The sequence below is a fragment of the Mesorhizobium kowhaii genome (assembly GCF_003253745.1).
In the GTDB taxonomy this organism is placed as follows: Bacteria; Pseudomonadota; Alphaproteobacteria; order Rhizobiales; family Rhizobiaceae; genus Mesorhizobium; species Mesorhizobium kowhaii.
In genome coordinates this window covers 1-2,550 of the sequence record NZ_MZXV01000020.1, presented here as the reverse complement: position 1 = coordinate 2,550, position 2,550 = coordinate 1, and the positions used below count along the sequence as shown (strand labels likewise).

Annotated in this window: 3 protein-coding genes; all 3 read left to right on the top strand. The window is 62.0% G+C overall.

Translation table 11 applies throughout. The features are described from left to right. Positions 1-882, top strand: an 882-nt coding sequence (locus B5V02_RS10565; RefSeq protein WP_111544174.1) for a DUF3734 domain-containing protein, incomplete at its 5' end; no start/stop codon positions are given. Between the two features lie 108 nt (positions 883-990). Beyond that, positions 991-1,776, top strand: coding sequence for an acetoacetate decarboxylase (locus tag B5V02_RS10560; RefSeq protein WP_111544173.1), 786 nt, complete (start codon positions 991-993; stop codon positions 1,774-1,776). Then, positions 1,760-2,550, top strand: a 791-nt coding sequence (locus B5V02_RS10555; RefSeq protein ID WP_111544172.1) for a 3-hydroxybutyrate dehydrogenase, incomplete at its 3' end; no start/stop codon positions are given. The genes B5V02_RS10560 and B5V02_RS10555, both read left to right, overlap by 17 nt.

Sequence of the window (2,550 nt, the reverse complement as noted above, 5' to 3'; positions counted from 1 at the left end):
GTTCTCGCTCCGAACGGCAATCTGCCGCGCGCGCTCTTCAATCAATTCAGTGCAGCCTGCGCGCTCCTCGCCGGTGCCCCAGGCTTCTTCAGCCTGCGACAGCCCGTTCCCTGGCTGCACCCGAATGGCGCAATGGAAAGCACGAGCTTTTACGAAACCAACCGCCTCAAGAGTACCCTGGAGCGGCTTGTGGACTTCGACCGGATCAACGCGGGCGGCATGCGTTTCAGTGTCGGCGCGGTGAACGTGCGGACAGGAAATCTCGTCTACTTCGACAATGAGACGCATACGATCCGGCCCGAGCACGTGATGGCCAGCGGCTCGCTTCCGCCCGGTTTCCCTGCGATCGAGATCGAGGGCGAGTTCTACTGGGACGGCGGCCTCGTTTCCAACACGCCGCTGCAGTGGGTCGTCGAGCACGGGACGCGGCAGGACACGATTGCCTTCCAGGTCGACCTCTGGAGCGCGCGCGGTGAGATTCCCAGCAACCTGGCCGACGTCGCGGCGCGGCAAAAGGAAATCCAGTATTCGAGCCGCACGCGCGCCCATACCGACCAGTTCAAGCAGTACCAGCGCGCCCGACACACGCTCGCCAACCTTTTAGCAAAACTGCCATCGGACCTTGTGGGTAGCGAGGAGGCGAGAATGCTGAGCTCAATCGCAGACGACAAGGTCTACAAGCTGGTCCATCTGACCTACGGCTCGAAGCAGTATGAAACCCACTCGAAGGACTACGAATTCTCACGGCTGGCCATGGAAGAGCATTGGCGGGCTGGTTACTTCGATGCCGTGCGCACGTTGCGCCATCCTGAGGCACTGAGTCGGCCAGACAATCTGGACGGGGTGAGCACGTATGACCTTGCTGTCGACGGGCGGGAATAGGGGTCAGCCACCGCAAAAACACGACTGACGTCCGCCTGCCCGTCGCGAAGGCGACCCCAGCTCCTCCTGAACGCAAGGTGAGCCGCTCGATCCAAAGGAATTTCAGCCATGCACCAAGACACCGTCCGGGCGAGGGCTTTCGCTATGCCCCTGACCAGCCCGGCCTATCCGGCCGGGCCATATCGCTTCCGAAACCGGGAGTATCTGATCATCACATATCGGACCGATCCGCAGAAGCTGCGCGACCTCGTGCCGGAGCCACTTCAGGTGCGCGAGCCGCTCGTGAAATTCGAGTTCATTCGTATGCCGGACTCGACCGGCTTCGGCGACTACACGGAAAGCGGACAGGTCATCCCAGTCTCGTTTGGCGGACGCAAGGGCAGCTACACCCATTGTATGTTTCTCAACGATCACCCGCCGATTGCCGGCGGACGTGAGCTTTGGGGCTTTCCGAAGAAGCTTGCGAGTCCGACTCTTCGGACCGAGACCGACACTCTGGTGGGCACGCTCGATTATGGACCGGTCCGCGTCGCGACGGGTACCATGGGTTACAAGCACCGAGCCGCCGACCTCGCGAGCGTGAAGGCCTCGCTCGCCGAACCGAACTTCCTCCTCAAAATCATCCCCCATGTCGACGGCACGCCGCGCATCTGCGAGCTCGTGGAGTACCACCTGGAGGAAATCAATCTGCAGGGGGCTTGGACCGGCCCGGCAGCCCTGAACCTCTGGTCCCACGCACTGGCCCCGGTTGCCGAGTTGCCGGTGCTGGAAGTGGTGTCGGCGGTCCACATCATCGCAGATCTCACGCTCGCGCTCGGGAAGGTCGTCCATGACTACCTCGCGGAAGCCGAGCCTCGCTATGGGAAAGGAAGAGCCTATGAACTCGCAGAATGAACCCTCGAACAGGCGCGCCGAGAGTGCCGCGGGCCAGCTTCTCAACAAGGTCGCGGTGATCACCGGAGCCGCAAGCGGCATTGGCAAGGAGATTGCGCTCATATTCGCTCGCGAGGGAGCAAGAGTGGTCATTGCAGATCTTGATCACAGCGCGGCCCGACAAACGGCGTCCGAAATCGATCCGACGGGTAAACGTGCGCTCGGGGTTGGTATGGATGTCAGCAACGAGGAGCAGGTGGAAAGCGGAATGGCACAGGCGATCGAAACCTTCGGGCACCTCGACATCCTTGTCAGCAACGCCGGCGTCCAGATCGTGGCGCCGCTTGTCGAATTCGAGTTCGAGAAATGGAAGAAGTTGCTTTCCATCCATTTGGACGGTGCCTTCCTGACCACCCGTGCCGCCTTGCGGCAGATGTACAGGCAGAAGAGCGGCAGCATCATCTACATGGGTTCCGTACACTCCAAGGAGGCGTCGCCGCTCAAGGCGCCCTACGTCACCGCCAAGCACGGCCTGATCGGCCTGGCCAAGGTCGTGGCGAAGGAGGGTGCCGCCTATGGGGTCCGGGCGAACGTGATCTGCCCCGGCTTCGTGCGCACGCCGCTTGTCGACAAACAGATCCCGGAGCAGGCGCGCGAGCTTGGGATCTCCGAGGCGGACGTGATCAAGACCATGATGCTGAAGGAGACGGTCGACGGCGAGTTCACGACCGTCCAGGACGTTGCGGAAGCAGCGCTGTTCCTGGCGGCCTTCCCATCGAACGCGCTGACTGGCCA

Excerpts from the sequence above, each read along its gene's own strand:
- B5V02_RS10560 (WP_111544173.1), top strand. The coding sequence starts at position 991 with ATGCACCAAGACACCGTCCGGGCGAGGGCTTTCGCTATGCCCCTGACC.